At 71.6% G+C, this 20,530-nt stretch carries 20 protein-coding genes; 13 read left to right on the plus strand and 7 right to left on the minus strand.

Annotated elements, in window-relative coordinates; genetic code table 11:
• Positions 1-151: 151 nt before the first annotated feature.
• From K8638_RS23905 to K8638_RS23940, 8 genes are all read left to right on the plus strand, one after another.
• Positions 152-2,743, plus strand: coding sequence for a serine/threonine-protein kinase (locus K8638_RS23905; protein WP_223756914.1), 2,592 nt, complete (start codon positions 152-154; stop codon positions 2,741-2,743).
• Between the two features lie 88 nt (positions 2,744-2,831).
• Positions 2,832-3,050: a hypothetical protein gene (locus K8638_RS23910; protein WP_223756915.1), complete on the plus strand. Its 219-nt coding sequence runs from the start codon at positions 2,832-2,834 to the stop codon at positions 3,048-3,050.
• Between the two features lie 73 nt (positions 3,051-3,123).
• On the plus strand, positions 3,124-4,077 hold the full coding sequence (locus K8638_RS23915) for a CarD family transcriptional regulator (RefSeq protein WP_223756916.1): 954 nt from the start codon (positions 3,124-3,126) through the stop codon (positions 4,075-4,077).
• Positions 4,078-4,159: 82 nt separating this feature from the next.
• Entirely contained in the window at positions 4,160-4,672 is a 513-nt protein-coding gene (locus K8638_RS23920; protein ID WP_223756917.1) for a hypothetical protein, read from the plus strand.
• Entirely contained in the window at positions 4,659-5,609 is a 951-nt protein-coding gene (locus K8638_RS23925) for a hypothetical protein (protein WP_223756918.1), read from the plus strand. The genes K8638_RS23920 and K8638_RS23925 overlap by 14 nt, the downstream gene beginning before the upstream one ends.
• Complete coding sequence (locus K8638_RS23930) at positions 5,606-7,453, plus strand: glycosyltransferase family 39 protein (protein WP_223756919.1); 1,848 nt, start codon at positions 5,606-5,608, stop codon at positions 7,451-7,453. The genes K8638_RS23925 and K8638_RS23930 overlap by 4 nt, the downstream gene beginning before the upstream one ends.
• A 28-nt stretch (positions 7,454-7,481) precedes the next feature.
• A complete protein-coding gene (locus tag K8638_RS23935; protein ID WP_223756920.1) occupies positions 7,482-8,453 on the plus strand; it encodes a phosphodiester glycosidase family protein in 972 nt (323 codons plus the stop codon).
• Between the two features lie 33 nt (positions 8,454-8,486).
• Positions 8,487-8,900 carry a GFA family protein gene (locus K8638_RS23940; RefSeq protein ID WP_223756921.1) on the plus strand — a complete coding sequence of 138 codons (414 nt, stop codon included), beginning with the start codon at positions 8,487-8,489 and terminating at the stop codon, positions 8,898-8,900.
• Positions 8,901-9,207: 307 nt separating this feature from the next.
• Here K8638_RS23940 and K8638_RS23945 read toward each other — a convergent pair whose 3' ends face one another.
• Positions 9,208-9,858 carry a DUF2239 family protein gene (locus K8638_RS23945; RefSeq protein ID WP_223756922.1) on the minus strand — a complete coding sequence of 217 codons (651 nt, stop codon included), beginning with the start codon at positions 9,856-9,858 and terminating at the stop codon, positions 9,208-9,210.
• Positions 9,859-10,269: 411 nt separating this feature from the next.
• Here K8638_RS23945 and K8638_RS23950 point away from each other — a divergent pair, with 411 nt between their 5' ends.
• Positions 10,270-11,403: a winged helix DNA-binding domain-containing protein gene (locus K8638_RS23950; RefSeq protein ID WP_223756923.1), complete on the plus strand. Its 1,134-nt coding sequence runs from the start codon at positions 10,270-10,272 to the stop codon at positions 11,401-11,403.
• A gap of 15 nt (positions 11,404-11,418) precedes the next feature.
• Here the strand turns inward: K8638_RS23950 and K8638_RS23955 are convergent, their stop codons facing one another.
• The 4 genes from K8638_RS23955 to K8638_RS23970 form a co-directional block, all read right to left on the minus strand.
• Positions 11,419-12,939: a PLP-dependent aminotransferase family protein gene (locus tag K8638_RS23955; RefSeq protein ID WP_223756924.1), complete on the minus strand. Its 1,521-nt coding sequence runs from the start codon at positions 12,937-12,939 to the stop codon at positions 11,419-11,421.
• Positions 12,940-12,947: 8 nt separating this feature from the next.
• Entirely contained in the window at positions 12,948-13,376 is a 429-nt protein-coding gene (locus K8638_RS23960; protein WP_223756925.1) for a GNAT family N-acetyltransferase, read from the minus strand.
• Between the two features lie 125 nt (positions 13,377-13,501).
• Positions 13,502-14,185: a hypothetical protein gene (locus K8638_RS23965; RefSeq protein ID WP_223756926.1), complete on the minus strand. Its 684-nt coding sequence runs from the start codon at positions 14,183-14,185 to the stop codon at positions 13,502-13,504.
• The gene (locus K8638_RS23970; RefSeq protein ID WP_223756927.1) at positions 14,185-15,021 is read right to left on the minus strand and encodes a DUF6782 family putative metallopeptidase; all 837 of its coding nucleotides are present in this window, start codon (positions 15,019-15,021) and stop codon (positions 14,185-14,187) included. The genes K8638_RS23965 and K8638_RS23970 overlap by 1 nt, the downstream gene beginning before the upstream one ends.
• Before the next feature lie 192 nt (positions 15,022-15,213).
• Between K8638_RS23970 and K8638_RS23975 the strand changes: the two genes are divergently transcribed.
• Positions 15,214-15,708, plus strand: a complete 495-nt coding sequence (locus K8638_RS23975; protein WP_223756928.1) for a hypothetical protein — start codon at positions 15,214-15,216, stop codon at positions 15,706-15,708.
• Between the two features lie 76 nt (positions 15,709-15,784).
• Positions 15,785-16,381: a hypothetical protein gene (locus K8638_RS23980; protein ID WP_223756929.1), complete on the plus strand. Its 597-nt coding sequence runs from the start codon at positions 15,785-15,787 to the stop codon at positions 16,379-16,381.
• A gap of 45 nt (positions 16,382-16,426) precedes the next feature.
• Here K8638_RS23980 and K8638_RS23985 read toward each other — a convergent pair whose 3' ends face one another.
• Positions 16,427-17,611 (minus strand): iron-containing alcohol dehydrogenase, encoded by a 1,185-nt coding sequence (locus K8638_RS23985; protein WP_223757069.1) that lies wholly within the window; start codon positions 17,609-17,611, stop codon positions 16,427-16,429.
• A 23-nt stretch (positions 17,612-17,634) separates the two neighbouring features.
• On the minus strand, positions 17,635-19,101 hold the full coding sequence (locus tag K8638_RS23990; protein WP_223756930.1) for a glutamine synthetase family protein: 1,467 nt from the start codon (positions 19,099-19,101) through the stop codon (positions 17,635-17,637).
• 116 nt (positions 19,102-19,217) lie between these two features.
• Between K8638_RS23990 and K8638_RS23995 the strand changes: the two genes are divergently transcribed.
• Together K8638_RS23995 and K8638_RS24000 are read left to right on the plus strand one after the other, a co-directional pair.
• Entirely contained in the window at positions 19,218-19,973 is a 756-nt protein-coding gene (locus K8638_RS23995; RefSeq protein ID WP_223756931.1) for a glutamine amidotransferase, read from the plus strand.
• Between the two features lie 16 nt (positions 19,974-19,989).
• Complete coding sequence (locus tag K8638_RS24000) at positions 19,990-20,487, plus strand: hypothetical protein (protein WP_223756932.1); 498 nt, start codon at positions 19,990-19,992, stop codon at positions 20,485-20,487.
• The last annotated feature ends 43 nt before the right edge of the window (positions 20,488-20,530 follow it).

Consider the following 20,530-nt stretch of genomic DNA (forward strand, 5'->3'; position numbering starts at 1 on the left):
AGTAGGAGGAGAGCCAAGGGGCGATTGAGCGCCATCAACAGAATTTTCCTATGGCAGCGTTGTGCGGACCCCATGTTAGCCTGACCTCCCCTGCGGCGGCAGCGTGGAAGGCAGGTACAGCAGCCCGGTACGCGAAGGAGCCGGAACGAACGTGCAGCAGCCTTCCGAAGGGCTCTATTTCGGGAAGTACAAGCTGCTCGAGCGCATCGCGACGGGCGGGATGGCGGAGATCTACCGCGCCCGGATGACGGCCGCCGCGGGAGTCACCAAGCCCGTCGTCATCAAGAAGATTCTCCCCGGCTACGCGGGCAACAGCGCCTTCGTCTCCATGTTCGTCAACGAGGCGCGCATCGCCGCGGGGCTGAGCCACGGCAACATCGCCCAGGTCTTCGACTTCGGCGAGGTGGACGGGCAGTACTTCATCGCCATGGAGTGGGTGGACGGCCACCCGCTGTCGAGCGTGCTGCGGCGCGCGCGGGAGAAGGGGCTGTACACCCTGCCCCAGCCGCTGGCGCTGCTCATCGCGGTGGAGGTGCTGGAGGGGCTGGCCTACGCGCACACGCGCCTGGACGAGCGCGGGCGGCCGCTCCACATCGTCCACCGCGACGTCAGTCCGCAGAACGTGCTCGTCAGCTACGAGGGCCAGGTGAAGCTGGTGGACTTCGGCATCGCCAAGGCGCGGCTGGCCGGCCGTGGCGAGGTGGAAGACACCGAGGTGAAGGGCAAGTACGCCTACTTCGCGCCGGAGCAGGCCCGCGGCCGCGAATTGGACGCGCGCACGGACATCTTCGCGGCGGGCGTCGTCCTCTACCAGATGCTGTGCGGGCGGCTTCCCTTCGAGGGGAGGATGGAGGACGTGCTGCGCAAGGTCGCCCTGGGCGACTTCCCGCGCCCCAGGGACCTCAACAAGGACCTCCCCCCCGCGCTGGAGCGCATCCTCCTCACGGCCCTGGCGGTGGAGCGGGAGCAGCGATTCCAGACGGCGGAGTCCTTCGCGGAGGCGCTCACCCGCCACCTCCACACCGCCGCGCCCGACGTGTCCCCCCGGGCCCGCGCCCACTTCATGAGCTACCTCTTCGAGGCGGAGCTCGTGGAGGACGGCCGCCCGGTGCTGCTGCCGCGCGAGTTCCTGGCGCAGATGGCCCGCTGGACGAACGGCTCCTCGGAGCGCCGCGCCGTCCGCGACCTCACTCCGCTCCGTGAGCTCACACCGCCCCCCGTCACGCCCGCGCCCGTCCAGGGCCGCCGCGAGCGCATCACCCAGCCCATCCCCGTGGTGTCCCCCTCCTCCGCGCCGCCGGCCGGGGAGCGCATCACCACCCAGCGGGTGGACCTGCCTCCGGACCTCGCGGAGGACTCCGCGCTGGGGCGTAGCACCACCCAGCGGGTGGACCTGCCTCCGGACCTCGCGGAGGACTCCGCGCTGGAGCGCGGCACCACCCAGCCGGTGGACCTGCCTCCGGACCTCGCGGAGGACTCCGCGCTGGAGCGCGGCACCACCCAGCCAGTGGCCCCGCCGCCGGACCTCACCTCGCCCTCCGCTCCGGAGCGTGGCCCCCAATCCGGGGCCCCGCCGCCGGGCCTCGCCGAGCCCTCCGCCAACGAGGCGCTGGCGCACTTCGCCCGGGGCGCGGGCCTGCCTCGCCGGGTGATGCTGGGCGCGCCGGTGGTGATGGCCCTGACGGCCATTGCGGTGATGCTGGTGATGGGCAACACGGGCACCTTCTCCGTGGAGCTGAGCTCCACGCCGCCGGGCGCCACCATCCGCGTGGACGGCCGGCCCCTGCCGTCCCGCACGCCCGCGCTCATCACCCACCTGCCCGCGGACTCCGAGCACCTGCTGGAGGTCCATGTGACGGGCATGGTGCCGTGGAGCCAGACGGTGCGCGCCGAGCGCGGCACCACGCTGGCCGTCCACGCCCGGCTCCGGCCGAGGGTGGCGCCCGGGTCCTCGGCGCCGGGCGTGCTCGCGTCGAAGCCGGGCCGGGCCCCGCCTCCCCAGGAGGCCGTCATGCCCGCCGGGCGTATCATCCTGTCCGCCGTGGGACATGCCTTCCGCGTCCCCGTCCTGTCCGCCGCGGAGCTGAGGCTGGACCCGGCGCGGACCTACGCGGTGCGCGTGGAGGGACGGGCGTCGGTGGGCGGCCCCGAGACGGTGGAGCAGGCCGGCTACTACCTGGAGGGCGGCGAGCGGCTGCCGGCGCACGAGTCCTTCGGCCTGCTGAGCGCCGAGGAGCGGCTGGTCCGTCATGCCACCCGGCTCTACGTCTTCCTGCTGGACGCGCGGAAGGAGGACAACCACGGCACCCTGCAGGTGCGGGTGCGCGAGCGGGACAGCGGCACCGTCACCACCGTGCGGCTGGACGCGCGCGAGCACGCGGTGAAGCTGTCTCGCACGGACCGCTTCCTGCTGCGCCAGCTGGACCCGGCCACCACGTACGAGGTGGTGCTGCGCGACAGCCCCGAGCCCGCGCGCACCCGGGGCTACGAGGGCGGGCCCGTGGGCCGGGTGCTCGGCCTCCATGGTACGGGCGACGGCCCCGAGGTCTCCCCGGGCGTCATGGAGTTGTTGGAGGTGGGGCAGCCCGTGCGCCTGCGGGGCGCCTCGTGGCTGCAGCTCGCCTTCCCGGATGACCATCTGGCGGACAACACGGGCACCCTGCTCCTGGAGGTGTCGCCCGTGGCGCCGCCCGGCGGCCCGGCCCCTCCTCGCGCTCCGAGCCGGCTCTTCAACGCCCCCTAGCAGGCCGCTACAGCCGTGCAGCGACCTGTTGCCGAAAAGTTGATCACCCGGGCGCGCCCCCTACCCTGGGTGCCCTGGAGGCATCACCATGAAGAAGCTGGTGGCAGTGCTCGTGTTCGGGGTGGCGCTGATGGGGACGTTGGGTGTGTCCGCGCGCGTGGACGCGCAGCCGGGAGTCCGGGGCGGTGAACTGGAGCCGACGGAGGCCCAGGTGGAGGCGGCCCTGGATGCCCGGCAGAAGGAACTGCTCGGTACCCTCCTGAAGGGTCAGGCGGCGGACGCACGCACGGCGGCATTCCACCGGTAATCTCGTGGCGTCCGGCGCGGCTCGGTGCTAAGCCCGGGTTTCTCCTGACGTTTACCTCGCCCGTGAGGGGGACATGCCTGAAGGGTCCGCGTCACTCCAGCTCGCGGTCGGCGACCGGGTCGTCTATCCGAACCAGGGGGTCTGCCGCGTTTCCGCCATCGACGTGAAGGAGGTGGCGGGCCAGAAGCTCACCTTCGTCACGATGCGCCGCGAAGAAGACGGTGCCGTCGTCATGGTGCCACAAGGCAAGGTGGTCTCCATCGGCGTGCGCAAGGTCGCCACCGCCGAGGACGTGGAGCGCATCTTCGAGTTCCTGCGTTCGGACAGCGACAAGGCCGACCTGGACTGGAAGCAGCGCGCCCGCACCAACCTGGACCGGATGACCCAGGGCGGCATCCTGGGCATGGCCGAGGTGGTGAAGGGACTCCAGGTCCTCAGCGAGCTGCGCCCGCTGCCCACCAAGGAACGTGAGCTTTACGACAATGCCCGGCACCTGCTGGTGATGGAGGTGGCCGCCGCGCTGGGCACCGCCGAGGTCAACGCCGAGGACGCCATCGACATCGTCCTCTTCCCGCCCGGCCGCGAGCGCCCCAAGCGCACCGCCGCCGAGTTCCAGCGCGACGAGGACGAGCTCGGCCTGGACGGCGACCTGATGGGCCTGGACGGCGACCTGGACCTGCCGCCGGACGAGGAGGCGCCCGCCGAGTCCTCCGAGGAGGAGGCTCCCGAGGAGGGTGAGGAGGCCGAGGCCGAGGAGGGCGAGGAGGCCGCCCCCAAGAAGCGCGGCCGCCCGCCCAAGGCGAAGGCCGAGGCCCCCGCGGGGGGAGAGGCGCCCGCCCCCAAGAAGCGCGGCCGCCCGCCCAAGCCCAAGCCGGAGGCCACGGCCGCCGCGGGAGGAGAGCCTCCCGCGCCCAAGAAGCGCGGCCGCCCGCCCAAGCCCAAGCCGCCCGAGGCCGAGGGGGCCGCTCCCGCCGCGCCCAAGAAGCGTGGCCGCCCGCCCAAGGCGAAGCCGCCCGAGAGCGAGTGACAGAAGCACTGGACCGACGGGCCTTCCGGGGCGGGTACGCCGCCCGGCCACCGGAAAGGCCCTCCCGCCGAGGTGACGCCCCGTGATTCGCGTCGTGACGCTGGATTCCTTCGACGACAAGCAGCTCGCGAAGCTCAACCGCACGCTCTACACGGCGTTCGGTGTGGGCAGCGAGCACTCCGGCACCGCCGACGTGCCCGCCGGCCTGTCCGAGCCGCTGGACGCGGAGAAGCTGGTGGACCAGGTGAAGGGCATCCGCTCCTACCAGGACGACAAGGTGCTGCTGCTGACGCTGCGCAAGCTGAAGGAGCGCGAGCTGCCCAGCGGCATGGCGCCCACGCAGGGCTTCGCGCGGTTCGGCAAGGACCGCGCGGTGCTCAGCGTCCATCCGCACAAGGACCTGGAGGCCGGGTACAAGGCCATTGCCCGGCACGCGCTGCACCAGCTCGGCCACCTCTGGGAGCTGCACCACTGCCTGGACCCGCGGTGCTCGATGTACCCGCCCTGGACGCCGTCGTTCGCCCAGGGCGAGCCCATCTTCTGCACCTTCTGCCGGGAAAAGAGCGAGCAGAAGATCCGCCTTGCGAAGTCCTAGCTTCCTGCGTGCGTTGCCCCTCGTGGAGCTGGGGGGCCTCGTCCTCGTCGCGCTCCTGAGCCTGCTCTTCCACCTGCGCCTGCCGGGGCGCCTTCCCTCGGAAGGTGATTACCGCGCCGTGGCGGAGCGGCTGAAGGCCGAGGCCCGTCCCGGCGACGCGGTGCTCCTCTTCCCCTGGTGGGCGGAGCGCGCCCGCCTCTTCGTCCCGCCAGAGGTGCCGGTATACGGCTACCTGGGCTCGGACAAGGACGACCTGGCCGCGCACCCGCGCGTGTGGGTGCTGGGACAGCCGGAGCTGCCGCGCTCGGACGAGGACGGCTTCCTCGCGAGCTTCCTGCCCGAGCGCCGCGCGGTGGGTGCGCCGGTGCGCGAGGGCCCGCTGTCGCTCGCGCTCTACGAGAATGGCCGCCACCGGCCCCGGCGCTTCGTGGCCACGGACGCGTATGCGCGGGCCCGGGTGTACCTGGAGTCGCCGGATGGCACGCGCCGCGACTGTCCCTTCAACGGGCAGGCGCACCGCTGCCCCGGTCCCGGTTACCTGTACGTCGCGCCGGAGTGGCACGAAATCCTCTACGAGCCGCGCCGCTGCCTGTGGATGCACGCACCCGGCGGGCAGCAGCGACTGGTGGCGGAGTTCGACGGGATTCCGGGCGGGCTGGGCCTGCGCCTGGAGGGCGGCATCATCTGGGAGCACGCGTGGCCGAAGGACGCGCGCTTCACCACGACGTACCTGGGCGTGGACGACGCGGGAAGCGGCGCGCGGCTGCTGGAGGTGGCGGTGCCGCCAGGCCTGGAGGGCGTGCAGAAGGCGGAGGTACGGCTGCCGGAAGGTGAGGCCCGCACGGTGAAGGTCTGGGTGCGGTCCGACAACGCGGACCGGCGGCAGGTGTGCCTGGACGTGCTCGCGGTGGAGCCCGCGGTGGGGGTGCGGAGATGATGGGCCGGGCTCCCACGCGGGACGAGAAGCGGCTGGCCTGGGCGCTGTGGGTGCTGGGCTTCGTGGCGCTGTGGCTGACGGAGTCCGCGGTGGGCTACACGCGCGACGAGAGCGTCTACTTCGCCGCGGCGGAGGGCTACGCGAGCTGGTTCCGGCAGCTCTTCCAGTCGCCGGCACGGGCGCTGACGGACGCGGCCATCGTCCGCGCGTGGGACTACAACCACGAGCACCCGGTGCTGATGAAGACGCTGTTCGGGCTGAGCCACCTGCTCTTCCACGACGGGCTGGGGTGGATGCGCTCGGCCACGGCGTTCCGGCTTCCGGCCTTCGCGGTGGCGGCGCTGGTGCCCGCGCTGAGCTTCCTGCTGGGCAGCGCGCTGTACGGGCGCGCCGCGGGGCTGTTCGCCGCGCTCGCCTTCCTGCTGGTGCCGCGGCAGTACTTCAACGCGGAGCTGGCGTGCTTCGACGTGCCGGTGGCGGCGCTGTGGCTGCTCGTCGTGTACTGCTTCTGGCGCGCGCTGGAGGACGCGAAGTGGGGGCTGTGGTGCGGCGTGGCCTTCGGCCTGGCCATCGCCACCAAGCACAACGCCCTCTTCCTGCCCTTCGTGCTGACGCCCTTCGCGCTGTGGCGCGCGTGGACGGCGAGCGAGGGCCAGCCGGAGGCGCGCACGTGGTTCCTGCGCCTCGTGGGCCTGTTCACGGCGGTGGCCGTGTTCTACGGGCTGCTGGTGGTGTCGCTGGGCGGAGGCGAGGGCTTCCAGCGGAAGTTCCTGCTGCTCAGCCCGCACACGCTGCTCTTCGCCGGACTGGCGGCGGGCGCCACGTGGGTGCTGAAGGGCGTGGAGAAGGTGAGCGCGCCGGTGACGCGGGCGCTGGTGCCGGTGGTGGCCATGGCCGTGCTGGGGCCGGTCATCTTCTATCTGCACTGGCCCTATCTGTGGCACGAGCCGGTGGAGCGCACGGCCTGGTACCTGGCCTTCCACGCGAAGCACAACCACTACGCCTGGTTCTACCTGGGCACGCTGCTGCGCGAGCCGCCCTTCCCGCTCGCGTACGTGGTGGTGAAGACGGCGCTGACGGTGCCCACCAGCCTCTTCGTCCCCATGGTGACGGGGCTGCTGGCGCTGGCCGCGAGGGCGGTGCTGGGGCTCTTCGAGCGGACGCGCGCGTGGGTGGAGCGGCCGGTGACAATGGCCGAGGCGCTGGTGGGGGTGAACGCGGTGACGTCCATCCTCATCATCAGCCACCCGCAGGTGCCGCACTTCGGCGGGGTGAAGCACTGGTTCCCGTCCATGGTGTTCCTCGGCATCCTCGCGGGGGCGGCGGTGGCGCGGGGCTGCGCGGCGCTGTGGGAGCGGATGAAGGCGAAGCGGCCGTCCCTGCCCTTCGCGGCGGTGGCGGCGCCGGTGTTCCTGGTGCTGCTGGCCCCCGCGGCGGTGTACTCGGCGCGGGTGTTCCCCTACGGGACGGCGGCGTACTCGGAGTTGGCGGGTGGGCTGCCGGGCGCGGCCACGCTGGGCATGCAGCGGCAGTTCTGGTCCAGCCACGTGACGGGCGTGCTGCCGTGGATCAACGAGCACGCGAAGCAGGGCGCGCGGCTGTTCCTGCACGAGGTGCACAACGGCTCGTTCCGCGACTACCAGCGCAACGGCCTGCTGCGGAAGGACCTGCGCCCGGTGGGCAGTCCCCTCGACGCGGACATCGTCGCGTACCAGTACCACCAGGAGTTCCGCGAGCACGAGTTCCTCACGTGGCAGGCCTTCGGCACGCGCACGCCGGTAACGGGCCTGTACCTGGACGAGACGCCGCAGGTGGTCGTCTACGTCCGGCCCGAGGCGCGGTAGCCGCCGGCACGGGAGGTATGTTCCTCCCATGGGCCCCCTCATCCTCGTCTGCGCCTGTGGCCTCCTGGCCGTGGGCCTCTGGGTGATGCGCCGCTGGCAGGTCCGCCGGTGGCTCCGGTGGACGTGTGGCGGGGTGCTGGTGCTTCCGGCCCTCGCCGGCTGTATCGGCGGTGGGTACTGGACCTGGTTCACCCTCCTCCGGGGTCCACCCGAGCAGGTGCGCGAGACGTGGTTCGAAGGCGTGGAGTACACGCGCGAGGTGCGGCGGCAGCCGCGGCCCATGGTGGCCCACGTCGTCCGCGTGGACCTGGAAGCGCCGGGCATCGACTTCCTCGTCACACCGGCCGAGCCCTCCGAGGCGGGCGACCTGCGGGCCGACACGGTGAGCGGGTTCGCGGCACGGCACGGCGTGCAGGTCGCCATCAACGCCAACTTCTTCTACCCCTTCAACGCCAACAGCCCGCTCGACTACGCGCCCCGGGTGGGCGAGCCGGTCCATGTCGTCGGGCGGGCGGCCTCGCGGGGCGTGACGTACGGCGGAGCGCAGGAAGGAACCGCCACCCTCTACCTGTCACCCGAGCGGCGCGCCGGGTTCGAGCCACCCGCGGGCACGATGTGGCACGCCATCTCCGGGCTTGGCTACCTCGTGCGTGAGGGGGCGCGGGCCCCGCGCGAGGCTTCGCCCGTCGGGGATGCGCCCTACCCGCGCACGGCCATCGGCGTCGATGCCAGCGGGCGCTACCTGCTGCTCGTGGTGGTGGACGGCAAGCAGCGCGGCTACAGCCAGGGCGCCACGCTGGCGGAGGTGGCGGACCTGATGCTGAAGCACGGCGCGCACACGGCCCTCCAGTTGGATGGAGGCGGCTCCTCCACGCTCGTCCGGAGCGAGGCGCCGGGCCGCGTCCTGCGCATCAACTCGACGAGCAACTTCCGCATGCCCTGGTGGGAGCGGCCCGTGGCCAACCACCTCGGAATCTTCGCCCGGCCGCCCGGGCCTTGAGCCAGACTCCACGAACGAAACCGGGGGGAGTTCATGACGACGACCATTGGATGCCTGTGTGGCGCGGTGAAGCTGGAGCTCAGCGGCGCCGCCATGGCGCACCTCTACTGCCACTGCGACGACTGCCAGCGGGTACACGGCGCCGCCTACCTTCCCGCCGTGATGTACCGCGCCTCGCAGGTGCGCCTCGTGGCCGGAGAGCCCGTCCTCTGGAAGCTGAAGACCACGGCACGCGCGACCTGCCGCGAGTGCGGCACCCGCCTCTACGCCGAGCCCCCGGGCCTGGGCGTCCGCAGCGTCACCGCCACCCTGCTGCCGGAGGGCATGTTCCAGCCGACCTTCCACATGCAGTGCCAGCACGCCCTGCTGCCCGTGCGGGACGGACTGCCCCACTACAAGGGCTACCCGAAGATGTTCGGCGGCTCCGATGACGTGATGCCCTGGTGACGCCCGCCCCGGCCCCGTGGAATGGAGCCTCCATTCCGTCAGCGCGGGGGCGCCGCCGCGCGGCCGGATGCGCGCTTCGGAGCGCGGTGTATGGGCCGCTGCTTCCCGGCGGGCTCGGCCCCCTTCGCCGCTCCGGTCCGGGGCTCAGAGGCCGCGGGACGGCGCTTCGGTTTGACGGGGCAACACGCCCACGCGAGGGGCACGGGCAGGAAATACAGCAGGAAGATGTCCACGACGGAGTCCTCGGAATGGGGTGCGGTCCTCACGACGAGCGGCGGCGCGCGAGGGTGGCGGAGGTCCAACACCGCTACGGGGTGGCACGTGTCACTTCGGCCTCGTCACGGATGACGAAGGCGACAAGCCTTTTGACGTGGTCCCGGATGTCGCGGGGCCACGGCTGGATGAGCTGGTCGAAGCGCTCGTAGTTCTTCGCGTAGAAGGCCCGGGTGGCCTCCTCGAAGCCGGGGAGGTCTCCGGCCACGGCGAGCATGAACCGGCCCGCCGCTTCCTGGGACTTCCGCGCCCGCTCGCGGCCCTGCCCGTCGCGCATCGCCTCCTCGACGAGCCTTCGCAGCGCCGCGGACGCGCCACTCGGCTGCGCGTTGAGCCACTCCCAGTGGCGGGGCAGGAGAGAGACCTCGCGAGAGACAACGCCCAGCTTCGGCCGCCCCGGCCCGCTCCTCCGAGGCTCCTCCGCCTCCTCCCTGGCGGCCCGTGCACGCCGCTCGGCGAGCCCACGCAGGACGTCCTCGCGAGTCCCCCGCAGGTCCGGGTGCACCGGGTAGCCCGTCGCGTCCTCGTAGATGACGACCGGAGCCACCTCGCCCCCATCCACCCACGCCTTCACCTTCAGCGCGACCTCCTCCAACCCTCCCGAGGCGATGCAGCGCGCCCCCGCGAAGGCCATGTACCCGGCCCGCGCCACCTGCCCTTCCCCCGCCTGACTGTCGTGGCTCAAGTGCCCTCCTTGCTTCGGCCGGGGCTTATTACCCGGGTAATATTCGGCGGTCAATATCACCCGGGTAAAAACCACGAGCCTTCACGAGGGGTGGGTTCCGGCCGGGGACACGCCCCTCGTCCGAGCAGGCGCACATACCTGACAGAAGGCTGTCATCGCCGAGGCCCAGGGTAGCGCCATCGAAGCCGCTCGCCCCGACGCGCACCGCTCACCGGTGCGCCCATCCGAGCCCGGAGACAGGCCGCCATGCTCCCCTTCTTCTTTCCGCTCCTGCCCTTCGCGCTTCCCGCCGGCCGTGCGCCCATGGGTTCCCGCACGGCGCGTGCCGTAATCTCGTTGCGAGAGGCGGCACCGCGCCCGGTGCCCCCCGGACGCGCGAGGAAGATGATGCCTGGCCGGAAGTCAGCGACCGTGACACCGCGCACCCGGAGCCGTCCGGCCCGGGTGCTCACCCAGCGTGCCCTCAATCGCGCCCTGCTCGAGCGGCAGTGGCTGCTCCGGCGTGCGAAGCGGTCCGCGCCCGAAGCCATCGAGCACCTGGTGGGCCTGCAGGCCCAATCGCCGAACCCGCCCTACTACGGCCTGTGGACGCGGCTGGAGGGCTTCCGGCAGGAGGAGCTGGCCACGCTGCTCCTCGAACGGCAGGTGGTGCGCATCGTGTTGATGCGAGGAACCATCCACCTGGTCACCGCTGACGACGCGCGGAGGTTGCGGCCCCTGGTGCAACCCATGATGGAGCGCACCCTGCTCGCCCATGCGACGTATGGACGGAGCATCGCGGGCCTGGACCTGGACGCGCTCGTGGCGGCGGGCCGGGCGCTGGTGGAGGAGGAGCCGCGCACCATGACGGAGCTCGGGGCGCTGCTCGCCGAGCGCTGGCCGGACCGGGACCCGAACTCCCTTGCCCAGACCCTCCGCGGCTTCGCGCCCCTGGTCCAGGTGCCGCCGCGTGGCATCTGGGGTGTCGGCGGGCAGACGCGCTGCACCACCCTGGAGTCGTGGTTGGGCCGTCCGCTCGACTCCAGCATGTCGCTGGAGGACCTGGTCCTGCGCTACCTCGCCGCGTTCGGTCCGGCGACGGCGCAGGACGTCCAGACCTGGTCCGGCCTCACCCGGCTGAGTGAAACCCTCGAGGGGCTCCGGCCCCGCCTGCGCACCTTCCGCGACGAGCAGGGCCGCGAGCTGTTCGACCTGCCCGATGCGCCGCGGCCCGACCCGGACACTCCGGCCCCGGTGCGCTTCCTGCCCGAGTTCGACAACGTGCTCGTCTCTCACGACGACCGCACCCGCGTCATCTCCGACGAGGACCGCAAGCGCATCGCCACCCGCAACGGCATGGTGCCCGGAGGCCTGCTCGTGGATGGCTTCTTCCGAGGCGTCTGGAAGCTCCGCCAGAGCCGGGGCACCGCCACGCTGCTCATCGAGCCGTACAAGCGGCTGTCCGCGCAGGAACGCGCCGCCGTCGAGGAGGAGGGAAAGCAACTCCTCGACTTCGCCGCCGCCGACGCGAAGGCGCGCGACCTCCAGTTCGCCCGGTTGAAGTGAGCGGTTCGTGCTGCCCTACGCCCCCTGCGAGCGCGTGGAGCGCCGCGGGCCCGGCGCGGTCGTCCGTCGCGCACTCCCCGCGGACATGGGCACCGCACGGGCGAGCCGGCGCACCGCCTCGGCGAGCTCACGGGGGGTGAGCGAGGCGAAGCCCAACCGCAGGGCGGGCAGAGGCGTGCCGTCGAAGCTGAAGACGCCGCCGGGCTGCACCGCCACGCCCTCCTCGAGCGCCCGCGCGGCCCACGCGTATGCATCGAATGGGGTGGGAGCCCACAACGTGAGGCCACCCGCGGGCGGCGTCACCTGCAACGCATGGGGTAGCTCGCGCCCGAGCATCTCCACCAGCGCGTCGCGCCGCTTCCGGTACTCGCCCCGCACGCGCCGCACGTGACGGGCCACTTCGCCGTCCTCGAGCAGCTCCGCCACCGCGGCCTCCAGCGCGGTTTCCCCCTGGCGGTCCACCGCCTCGCGCACCGCGAGCGCGCGTTCGATGAAGGCGCGTGGAGCCACGAGGTAGCCCAGGCGCAGGCCGGGCGCGAGCACCTTGGACAGCGTCCCCACGTACACCACCACCCCGGAGCGGTCGGCGCTGGCCAGCGGCAACACGGGCCTGCCCTCGTAATGGAACTCGTGGTCGTAGTCGTCCTCGAGCAGCGCCACCCGCTCCCGCGCCGCCCATGCGAGAAGCCGGAGCCTGCGCGCGGCGGAGAGCGTGACGGTGGTGGGGTACTGGTGATGGGGCGTGAGGTACACGGCGCGCAGGGGCGCCTCCGCATGCGCGCGCGCGAGCGCATCCACGTCCAGGCCCTGCGCGTCCACCGGCACGGGGACGAGGCTGGCGCCGGCAAGCCGCAACACCTCCCACGCGGGCCGGTAGCCCGGCGTCTCCACCGCCACGCGCGCGCCCGGCGAGAGCAGCGTGCGCGCCGCGAGGTCCAGCGCCGCCTGGCTGCCCCGGGTGACGAGGAGCCCGTCCTCGTCGAGCGCGAGGCCGCGCGTCTCGGAGAGCATCTGCGCGAGCACGCGGCGCAACCCCGCGTGCCCCCGGCCGTCCGTGTAGTCGAGCAGCCGCGCTCCCTGGCGGCGGAGGGCCCGGCGGAAGGCGCGCGCGAGCAGCTCGGTGGGGACGAGCCGCGTATCCGGCGAGCCGGCCCACAGGGCGAGCGCGTGGGGCGGCGGCACCTCACGAGGGTGCGCGCGGCCGGAGAGGGGAAAGCCCGGCGCATCGGGACGCGGGGCCGGGCCGAGCGGGGAGGCGCCAGCACGCGGACGCGGCTCGGGCAGCGCGAGAGAGATATAGGTGCCCTGTGCGGGGCGCGTCTCCAGCCAGCCCTGTGCCTCGAGCTCGCGCAGCGCGGCGAGCACCGTGTTGCGGTGCACGCCCAGCTCCCGCGCCAGCGCACGCGAGCTGGGCAGGGGCGCGCCGGGCCGAAGCCGCCCACGCCGCACGTCCTCCTCCAGCGCGCGCGCAATCTGGAGGAAGAGCGGCACGCCCGAAGCCGGGTCGAGCGAGACGGGGAAGGACCAGGCGCGCATCGCGGGCCCTAGCCTAGCTCCTCACGGAAGTGGAAGCTGCTGATGTGCATGCCCTCGCGGAAGTAGAAGCGGTGCGCGCGGGTACGGTGCGTGCCGCTGTCGAGCTCGAGCGTGCGGCAGCCCGCCTCCCGCGCCCGCTCACGCAGCCAGCCGAGCAGACGTGCGCCGTGGCCCCGCGAGCGCAGCTCCCCGTCGGTGACGAGGTCATCCACATACAGGTGAAGCCCCGTGTGCAGCATCTCGATGAGCCGCCAGCCGGCCACCGCGCGCACCTGCCCATCCTCCCGGACGCAGGTGAGCTGGTAGCCGCCCGTGGACATGCGGCGCCACATGGTGAGGAACGTGGCCTCATCCAGGTGCGGACGCAGCTGGTGCATCACCCGGAAGCACGCAGCCGCCTCCGCGTCCGACCTCACCTCCAACACTTCGACCTTCATCGAGACCTCCTGATGCAAGAGGCCCCGGAGCCTGCGTCCGAGCTGGTCTGTCTGAAAGGACCAGAAATGAGAAATCGGATGGACCAGGCGTCGCTGGCCCGAGCCCACGATGGCCCGGGAGCCTCTCAGCGGACGACGGGAACCGGCATTCCCTCGACGACCACCTGCTGCTTGAGCGGCTGCACGCGGCCGCTCTTGCGCACCTGGAAGGTGGTCTCGACGAGCTGGCTGCCCATCAGCACGGTGGCCACGGCCTCGAAGCCCTCGGCGCCCTGGGAGACCTGGACGGGGTGGAGCTTCGCGACGGCGTCCGCCTTCTTCGCGCCGAGCGCCGCGTCGGTGTTGGTGGCCGGCAGCCAGACGATGTCCGCCGCGCCCTCCACCACCTTCTGCTTGCCGCCGTCGGTGTTCGCCACGAAGAACTTCACGTACTCGGCGACCTGCGAGGCGTCCAGCGCGAGCCCCTCGTCCTGGTTGATCTTGTAGATGGACTGGGGGTCTCCCGCCGTGAGGTTGACGACGTGCTTGCCGTCATCCGCGTACCGGAACTGCAGCGCCCGGTGCGGCAGCCTCACCTCCGCCTTCAGCAGCTTGAAGCGCTTGTAGAAGCTCAGCGGCTGCGAGGTGAAGGTCGTCGGCTGCCGGCTCATGGTGTCCGCATGCACCGGGTCGACCTGGGCGATGCGCTGCAGCGTCTGGGCGTCGGCATTCACCTTCGATTCCTCCATGGGCCCGGCCTTGGGGGACCGGGCGCTTTCACAGTGGAGCACGGCCAGTGCCAGCGCGACGGCCAGAAGGACCCGGGACATCAGGGCGTCGTCGGGTGGTTGCTGTCCCAGGCCGAGCCGTAATAGTCGGGGTAGTTCTGGCCGTTGGTGCTGGTCACGACCTTGCCCGTCTTGAAGCCATCCAGGACGGCATCGTACCCCGCCTTCTCGCCAATGGCACGAAGCTCATCGGCCGTCAGGTCCGGGTCCTTCTTCTTGGCGTCGTCCACGGCCTTCTTGTAGGCGTCGTTGTACTCCGTCTCCAGCGGGAAGGAGGCCGTCACGTTCTTGCCGTTGGCCACCAGCTCGTTCTTCGCCTTGATGCTGTCGACGGTGCCGCGCACCTCCTCGTCCAGCATCTTCTGCACGTAGTCCGCGCGCGTGTCGTTGACGATGTCGGCCTTCGGACCGTCGATGCTCGCCTTGGCGTGGTTGATCTCATGGACGAGCGTGAGCGCCGCCTCCTGAGGATCCTGGCTGCGGTCGATGACGATCTTGTTGCCGTCCCAGTAGGAACCGCCGCCGTCGGCGAACTCGACCGGAATCTTCTTGTCCTCGAGGTACTTCACGGCCTCGGCGCCGGTCGGCGAGTCCGCGAGGATGTCCTTCACGTCCTTGAGCTTCTGCGCGTCCTTCGCCGCCTGGACCGCCTTCTGGACGATCTCCCCGACGCCGCCCGCGACTCCGCCCCAGATGCCCTCGACGCCTTCCTTGACCTTCTCGAAGGCGTCCTTGAAGAAGTCGCCCACCGGTCCGGGCTGGGACGCGGTGTTGGAGGTCTCGGTCGCCGCCGGGCGAGGGCTCACGGGCGCCTGAGGAGCCCGCGTCTCAGTCGTCTGCGCCGGGCGGCTGCCACGGCCAATTCCGTCAACACCCATGATTGCTCTCCCAGGAAGGATTCGACTCCACGTCCCTATCATCGGGAAATGCCACCCCGGTGTTGCGTGCCATCCTACATGAGCGCCAGGGTGGATTCCGGGCCCCTTGAAAACCCCAGCCTTCTTCGAGGGTTGCGGGCCCGCTGGAGCGCCGCGCAGACATCCGGTGGGACCTGGGACACCATGCGTGCCATGCGATCTCCCCTCCTGCTCTGCATCCTCCTGCTGTCCTTCGGCTGCGCGCGCTCCGTGGAGCCCATGGGCCGTGCCCGGGACGCGGCGCCGGCGGAAGCCAGCGGCGCGGGAGCCGATGACGCGGGACAACATGCCGGAGCGGAGGCGCAGGAACTCCAGGCTCCCGGGCAGCGCCCCCACGCGCCGGACGCCACGACAAGTCCGGAGACGCGCGACGCGGGGCGTCAGGCGGACACCTCCGCCGCGGAGTGTCGAAGCGACGACGACTGCACCCTCACGCTGGTGCCCGAGGGGGACTGCTGCCCTCGACTGTGCGTGGGGCGCGCGGTGCCGGCGGCGGAGGGCTTGAGGCTGGACGAGCGCCAGCGCGCCTGTGAGGAGAGCGGCCGGGCCTGCCCGGACCCGGTGTGCGCGCGTCCTCGTACCCGCCCCGTGCCGGTGTGCACTGGAGGTCGTTGCACGACGCGAATGGTTCCGATGGAAGAGCGCTGACTTCCCCCAAGTACGAGGCTCCGAAGTACGCTGGCAGCGCAGATGGTGGTTCTTCCACGCCCCTTGGGAGGGACACATGAAGCGCTGGAGTGTGGTGATGGCAGTGGTCGCGCTGTGTGCGGGCTGCGAAGGAAAGAAGGAGGACCGGCCCGCGCGCGCGCAGTTGCGCAGGACAGGGCCCGCGACGGTGGAGGTCGTCCCGCTCGAGGGACAGCTCCCCTTCTGCATGCTCTACACGGTGTCCGAGAAGGGGGTCATCCGGCAGCTGACGCTGACGCGGGAGAACCGCTCCATCCGGTGCGACCCGAACCGGCCCGTGGCCAACACGAGCTTCCGCATCCCCGTGCAGGAGGGGAAGGTGCGGATGTACGTCTTCTTCTCCGACGACCGCATTCCCGCGGGCCCGGTGGCGCAGCAGCTCTATGACCTGCGCGGGCAGGAGCGCATCAACGCCATGGACCTGCGCCTGCCCGGGCGCGTGTTCGTGGAGACGCTGGAGTTCACCCCCGAGGAGTCCGCCCCGCCCGTGACGGGTGGCGTGGTCGGCGCGGGTGGCGAGGTCGTCGACGGCGGCACGAACGGCAATGGAGGCGGAGCGCTCGGCGCGGGCGCCCCGGTGCTCCCGGATGGCGGCACCACGGGCGGCCCGGCCGCCACGGAAGAAGCGCCCTGAATCCTCCCGGGGGAGGCACACGCCTCCCCGAAGCACGAGCCCGCGTCAGAAGGCCTCGCGGGCCATGGCCAGCAGGTCGGCCTCGGTCACCTTGCGCGGGTTGCCCAGGTGCGAGGCGTCCTGGAAGGCCTTGTCCGCGATTCTCGGCAGGTCCTTCTCCTGCACGCCCACGTCGCGCAGGCGCGCGGGGATGCCGATGGCGGCGTTGAGCTTGCGCACGCGGTCGATGGCGTTGCTCGCGAGCACCTCCTCGCGCGCGTTGGACGTGTCACCCATGGCCACCGCCACCCGGGCCAGCCGCGCCGTGCAGACCGCGCGGTTGAACTCCATCACCACGGGCAGGACGATGGCGTTGGACAGGCCGTGGTGCACGCCGGAGATGGGCGTGAGCGCGTGCGCCAGCGCGTGGCAGGCGCCCAGGCCCTTCTGGAAGGCCATGGCCCCCTCCATGGCCGCCACCATCATGTCCGTGCGCGCGGCCAGGTTGCCGCCCTCACGCACCGCCGTCACCAGCGAGCGCCCCACGCGGTGGATGCCGTCGATGGCCACCGCGTCCGCCAGCGGGTGGAAGCCGTTCGCCAGGTACGCCTCCAGGCAGTGGGTGAAGGCGTCCATGCCCGTGGCGGCGGTGACTCCGGGCGGCAGCCCCAGCGTCAGCTCCGGGTCGCAGATGGCCGCCTTCGGCAGCAGGTACGGGCTGAAGATGACCGTCTTGCGGCCCGTGTCCTCCAGCGTCACCACGCCCGAGCGCCCCACCTCGGAGCCGGTGCCCGCGGTGGTGGGAATCGCGATGAGCGGGGGCAGGTCGTCACGCACGTACTGGTCGCCGCCCTTCGCGTCGTCATAGCGGCTGAGCGGAGGCTCGTGCGTGGTGAGCAACTGCACCAGCTTGCCCGCGTCCAGCGCGCTGCCGCCGCCCAGCGCGACGATGCCGTCACAGCCCGCGCTCCGGTAGGCCTCCAGGCCGGCGAAGACGTCGCGCTCGGTGGGGTTGGGCTCCACGCGGTCGAAGACGGCGCACTCGAAGCCGGCGGTCTTCATCACCTCCAGCACGCGCGCGGCCAGCCCCGCCTTCACCACGCCCGCGTCCGTCACCAGCAGCGGGCGCTTCATCTGGAGGCGCTTCGCCTGCGCGGGCAACCGCTGCAAGGCCCCGGCGCCGAAGACGATGCGCGTGGGCCACGCCATCTCGGTGACACGTGGCTCGGTGGGGATGTCGAACGGCTTCATCTCGGACTCCTTCGTCGGGCTCATCAGATGAGCTCCAGGTAGCGCTCCAGCTCCCAGTTGGTGACGGCGCGCTCGTACTGGCGCACCTCCCACTCGCGCGTGCGCACGAAGTGGTCCACGAAGCCCTCACCCAGCAACTCACGCGCGCGCGCGCTGCCCTTGAGCAACGCCACCGCGTCCTTCAGGTTGCGCGGCAGGGGCCGGGTGTCCGTTTCGGCATACGCGTTGGAGTTGCAGGCGGGGGGCGGCTCCACCTCGTTCTCGATGCCCCACAGGCCCGCGGCCAGGCTCACCGCCATGCCGATGTACGCATTCATGTCCGCGGCGAGCTGCCGGTACTCCAGCCGCATCGCCTTGGCATCCTCCCCGATGACGCGGATGGCGGTGGTGCGGTTCTCCAGGCCCCACGTCGCGGTGGTGGGCGCCCAGGTGTTCTCCACGCTCCGCTTGTAGCTGTTGATGGTGGGCCAGTAGAGCGCCGTCAGCTCCGGCATCAACTCGAGCTGCCCGCCGATGTAGTGCCGCATCATCCGGCTCATGCCGTGGGGCGCGCCCTCCTCGTGGAAGAGGTTGTGCTCGCCCTTCAAGTCCCAGAGCGACTGGTGCACGTGCCCCGAGCAGCCCGGCAGCTTCGCGTTCACCTTGGCCATGAAGCACGCGGTGAGGCCGTGGCGCGCGCAGATTTCCTTCACCACCGTCTTGAAGAGCGCCGCCTTGTCGGCCGCCCTCTCGATGTCGTCGTAGCGGATGGCGGCCTCGAAGACGCCCGGCCCCGTCTCCGTGTGGAAGCCCTCGATGTTCACCCCGAAGCCGTTGCACCCGTCGATGAGCGCGTGCACCAGCGGTGCGTTGAGCGAGGTGCGCAGCCACGAGTAGCCGAACATGCCCGGCGTCAGCGGCGTCAGCTCCTGAAAGCCCTTCTCCTTCAGGCTGTGGGGCTGCTCCTTGAAGATGAAGAACTCGTACTCCGCGCCGAAGCGGGGCAGGTAGCCCAGCGCCCTCGCACGCGCCGCCACCTTCTGGAGCAACTGCCGCGGGCTGGCCTCATAGGGCGAGCCGTCCGGGTTGACGAAATCCAGGATGAAGGCCGCCGTGTCCGGCTCCCAGGGAATGACGCGCCCGGTGGTGGTGTCCACCTTCGCGTGCGCGTCCGGGTAGCCCGTGTGCCAGCCCGTCACCCGGGTGTTGTCCAGCAGCTCGTCGCCCAAATCCCACCCGAAGACGACGTCGCAGAAGCCGAGGCCCCCCTTCGCGGCGCTGAAGAACTTCTCCAGGGAGATGTACTTGCCACGCCAGACGCCATCGACGTCCATCGCGGCCACCTTCACCTTCTTCACGCCCCTCACGTCCAGCCAGCGGCGCAGGGTGTCCGGCCCGTGGGAGTCGCGGGGAGAGGCACCGCCGCCGCGAGAGCGCTCGCGCTCCTTGGCGCGCGCCCTCCGGGCCATGGCGGGATGCGTGAGGACCTTCGCCTTGGAACGGGTCGGCATGGGTTCCTTCCTTGCTGGCCACCGAGGGTGGCGAACGGGCCATCGATGCGCAGCTTGACCCCATCAGTGGTCAGGAGCGGACACGCGTGGCACGAGACGTTAGGAACGAGGCAAGGATGCGGCAACCTGCGGTGGTGAAGAACGTCCTCTTGCTGAAAGCCGGTGACGCGGCCCTCTCCGTCCGCCTCTCGGTGGGCGACTACGAGCACTGGTTTCTGCAAACCATTGGACTGTCCGGCTACCGCTTCGACATCCTGCCGCTGCACCGCAACGCTCCGCTGCCGGCCAGCGCGGACGGGTACGACGCGGTGATGATGACGGGCTCGCCGCTGTCGGTGACGCAGCTGGCGCCGTGGATGGAGCGCGCCGCGGACTTCATGGTGGAGGCGGGAGAGCGGGGCATCCCGGTGCTCGGCGTGTGCTTCGGCCAGCAACTCCTCGCCCATGCGTACGGCGGCCGCGTGACGCGCAACCCCCAGGGCCGGGAGACGGGCACCGTGGAGGTGGCGCTCACCGGCGAGGGCCGGAAGGACGCACTCTTCGACGGGCTGCCCGAGCGCTTCACCGTGCAGGCCACCCACGAGGACATCGTCTCCCAGCTTCCCGAGGGCACACGCGTGCTGGCGGGCAACACCAACACGGCAGCCCAGGCGCTGGCCTTCCGGCCGAACGTGCGCGGCGTGCAATTCCACCCCGAGGCGACCCCGGACGCCATGCGCGCCGTCATCCTCGCGCGCCAGGAGGGCCTCGAACGAGACGCCGTCGCGCGCGGCGCCGCCCCGGGAGAACGGGTGCCCCGGCTGCTCGCGGGCCTTGCTCCCACTCCCGCCGGCCGGCGAATCCTGGTGAACTTCCTCGAGCGCTTCACCTGACCGCCCGAGGCTCCGCTTGCCGCGTCCCGCTCCGCCGCTTCTCCTCCTCGTCAGCTTCGCCCTCCTCGCCTCCGCCTGCTCGGGCGGAGACCTGTGCGCCCAGGCCCCCCGCTGTGACGACTCGGAGGCCATCAACTGCGAGACGGGGTGCACGGTGGGCCCCTGCTCCACCGGCCCCACCGTGCAGGACTGTGACAACGGCGCCACCTGCACCGTCGTCCCCGGAGACCGGACGGACGCGCGCTTCTACCGGACGCGCGCGGTGTGCGCGTTGAGCCTGGCGGCCTGCAATCCGGCGGATGCGCCCCCGCCCGTGTGCGAGGGCGAGCGGTTCGTCACCGGCTGCAGCGCCTACCGCCGGGACATCCGCGTTCCGTGCTCCCAGGCGGCCCTGTACTTCGCGCAGGTGCCCGCGTGCTGCCGGGGTGGCGCGGGAGAGGGTGGCTCGGACGCGGGGACGGGGGATGGTGGGATTCCCGACGCTGGCGCCACCGGAGCCGACGCGGGACGTTGAGCCATCCGCGGCGTGCCCGTCCCACCTGGCGGGCAGGCCGGCG

The sequence above is a fragment of the Myxococcus sp. RHSTA-1-4 genome (assembly GCF_020037125.1).
Taxonomy (GTDB): Bacteria; Myxococcota; Myxococcia; order Myxococcales; family Myxococcaceae; genus Myxococcus.

Coding starts and splice junctions, on each gene's coding strand:
- K8638_RS23935 (WP_223756920.1), top strand. CDS start 7,482: ATGGGCCCCCTCATCCTCGTCTGCGCCTGTGGCCTCCTGGCCGTGGGC.
- K8638_RS23995 (WP_223756931.1), top strand. CDS start 19,218: ATGCGGCAACCTGCGGTGGTGAAGAACGTCCTCTTGCTGAAAGCCGGT.
- K8638_RS23915 (WP_223756916.1), top strand. CDS start 3,124: ATGCCTGAAGGGTCCGCGTCACTCCAGCTCGCGGTCGGCGACCGGGTC.
- K8638_RS23930 (WP_223756919.1), top strand. CDS start 5,606: ATGATGGGCCGGGCTCCCACGCGGGACGAGAAGCGGCTGGCCTGGGCG.
- K8638_RS23960 (WP_223756925.1), bottom strand. CDS start 13,376: ATGAAGGTCGAAGTGTTGGAGGTGAGGTCGGACGCGGAGGCGGCTGCG.
- K8638_RS23975 (WP_223756928.1), top strand. CDS start 15,214: ATGCGATCTCCCCTCCTGCTCTGCATCCTCCTGCTGTCCTTCGGCTGC.
- K8638_RS23970 (WP_223756927.1), bottom strand. CDS start 15,021: ATGGGTGTTGACGGAATTGGCCGTGGCAGCCGCCCGGCGCAGACGACT.
- K8638_RS23985 (WP_223757069.1), bottom strand. CDS start 17,611: ATGAAGCCGTTCGACATCCCCACCGAGCCACGTGTCACCGAGATGGCG.
- K8638_RS23965 (WP_223756926.1), bottom strand. CDS start 14,185: ATGTCCCGGGTCCTTCTGGCCGTCGCGCTGGCACTGGCCGTGCTCCAC.
- K8638_RS23990 (WP_223756930.1), bottom strand. CDS start 19,101: ATGCCGACCCGTTCCAAGGCGAAGGTCCTCACGCATCCCGCCATGGCC.
- K8638_RS23940 (WP_223756921.1), top strand. CDS start 8,487: ATGACGACGACCATTGGATGCCTGTGTGGCGCGGTGAAGCTGGAGCTC.
- K8638_RS23910 (WP_223756915.1), top strand. CDS start 2,832: ATGAAGAAGCTGGTGGCAGTGCTCGTGTTCGGGGTGGCGCTGATGGGG.
- K8638_RS23955 (WP_223756924.1), bottom strand. CDS start 12,939: ATGCGCGCCTGGTCCTTCCCCGTCTCGCTCGACCCGGCTTCGGGCGTG.
- K8638_RS23980 (WP_223756929.1), top strand. CDS start 15,785: ATGAAGCGCTGGAGTGTGGTGATGGCAGTGGTCGCGCTGTGTGCGGGC.